Genomic DNA, 2,011 nt, shown 5'->3' on the forward strand with positions numbered 1-2,011 from the left:
ACCCCTCCCCCACTATAGTTCCACCCCTCACAAGGACGAGGCGGCACACATGCCCTATATCGGAATCGGACTCCACGTACTGGCGGCCATCTACTTCGCGGTGCACGCCATCCGCTCGGGCCAGAGCCTCTACTGGCTCATCCTGCTGTTCTCGTTCCCGCTACTCGGCAGCGTCGTCTACTTCCTGGCGATCTACTTCCCTGAAGTCCGCCATTCGCGCGGCGCCCGGCAGGTCGTCCGTTCCGCCAAGCAGCTCATGGACCCGGGCCAGGACCTTCGCAACGCCCGTACCGAACTGGCGCGCACGCCGACCGTGCAGAATCGGGTTCGCCTGGGCATGACGCTGCTGGATGCCGGCCAGGCCGAGGAGGCCAGAACCCTGCTTGAGCAGGCAGCCAGCTCGCCGCTGGGCGACGATCCCTACATCCTGACCGGCCTTGCCCGTGCCCGCCTCGAGTCCGGGCACGCTGCGCTTGCGGTGGAGACGCTGGACGGCCTGTTCGCACGGCACCCGGACGTGCGCCGCAAACCGGAACAGACCTTGCTGTACGCGCAGGCATTGGCAACCGCGCAAGCCCCCGGTGCCCGCGCCGCATTCGAGCGCGCCGTGGAATGCGGAAACGATGCGGCCGCTCGCTGCTTCTACGCCGAATGGCTGATGGCGCAGCCGCAACCGGACGATCGCGAGCAAGCCCGCATCCTGTTCGCCAGCATCATCGACGATGCGCAGCACTGGTCGCGCCACGCGCGCAGCCACAATGCCGCTTGGCTGGAGCGAACCAAGGCTGCGTTGCGAGGCTACTGACGACCCGGCAGCAGGTGACAGGCTCGAACACCGGGGCTTCAAGGGAACTATCGCAGCCGGCCTAGCGCGAGCCCAGCCTGGGGAAGAGCAGCTTGGGGGTTCCGATAAACAGCAGCCATGCACCCAGGGCCGCTCCGTAGGCGAGCACCGTTCCCACAAGGAACGTGCCGAACAGATTGCCGGTGAACAGCTGATACAGCCCTTTGCCGCGACCCGCAGCGCTGCCTCCAACAGTCAGCACGATGACAGGCAGCATGATCATTCCGCTGCAGAGGATCAGGGAGAACGCGCCCAGCAGCCAGCGCTTGAGTGGCGGGTTCCATGGCATGGGGTAGCCTGCGAGCAGTCGCCTCATCCAAAGAAACAGTACTGGAAAGGCGATCAGGTACATCAATGCCACATACAACCAGGTTCGAGCATCAGCGCTGCCCGCTTCGAAGATGGCTCGCGGGTATACCCCTGTGCGATAGAGTGTTTCTGCGCTTGCCGCCAGCGCCGCGCTAATGATCATCGCAGGCTTGAACAAGCGCGACACCTTGCCCCATTGCGCGTTGCGTAGTTGCTGCCCGTCAGTCATGCCAGACATGAAAACCTTTTTGGGCGGATGCGTCCATGAGGTACCAAGGGGCATTGTGCAGGTGATCCGCCCCGCCACATGGTGACATGCAGCGCCTTGCTTCGCAGATTTCACCTATTAACGTGACGCGTCACACGCAGTCGGCAGCGCATTGCCGGACAGGCCTGTCGCATTCGCCTCGCTCGCGGCCTCGCCGGGCGGATGCCGACACTCGCTAGGCTTGCACCACCAACATCGCCGATAGCGTTGTAGCGCAAGGCTTCAGCTTGGTTGCGTCGTATGCAACGATTCTGAAAATGTTGAAAGTGGTGTCGGCATCAGCCCTACTGCATTGGCATCGCGCACAACCGGGCGTATTCCTTGCTGTGCCACCTTGAACAGGTGGCCGGGCTTCGAAACCCCGGTTGTGCAATCGTAAAAAGCGCTTGCCAGTCGGCACCACTCCGCGTGGTGCCGACTGGCAATCCGTCAGCCGGCTATGGCGGACGGTGCGTGGGGGCCTTGCGCCCGCCGGTCTGATTGCACACCGGGTTTCGAACCTCGCACCGTCCGCCACCTTTATCGGTGGCGGCTTCTGCATGCACGCAAAGAGCCCAGCCATGACCCAGCCCCACTCCCCTGCCCCGCAC

2 protein-coding genes are annotated in these 2,011 nt (G+C 63.7%); one reads left to right on the forward strand and one right to left on the reverse strand.

Going from position 1 to position 2,011, the window contains the following annotated elements:
* The first annotated feature begins 49 nt into the window (after positions 1-49).
* Positions 50-805 carry a tetratricopeptide repeat protein gene (locus tag O0J15_RS20885; RefSeq protein WP_308306260.1) on the forward strand — a complete coding sequence of 252 codons (756 nt, stop codon included), beginning with the start codon at positions 50-52 and terminating at the stop codon, positions 803-805.
* Positions 806-866: 61 nt separating this feature from the next.
* Here the strand turns inward: O0J15_RS20885 and O0J15_RS20890 are convergent, their stop codons facing one another.
* Complete coding sequence (locus tag O0J15_RS20890) at positions 867-1,391, reverse strand: transporter (protein WP_180877426.1); 525 nt, start codon at positions 1,389-1,391, stop codon at positions 867-869.
* Positions 1,392-2,011: the final 620 nt, after the last annotated feature.

The sequence above is a fragment of the Stenotrophomonas sp. Sm10 genome (genome assembly GCF_030985515.1).
Lineage (GTDB): Bacteria > Pseudomonadota > Gammaproteobacteria > Xanthomonadales > Xanthomonadaceae > Stenotrophomonas > Stenotrophomonas hibiscicola.

Bases quoted from the DNA above. Each gene is read 5' to 3' on its own strand.
- O0J15_RS20890 (WP_180877426.1), bottom strand. From the start codon at position 1,391: ATGTCTGGCATGACTGACGGGCAGCAACTACGCAACGCGCAATGGGGC.
- O0J15_RS20885 (WP_308306260.1), top strand. From the start codon at position 50: ATGCCCTATATCGGAATCGGACTCCACGTACTGGCGGCCATCTACTTC.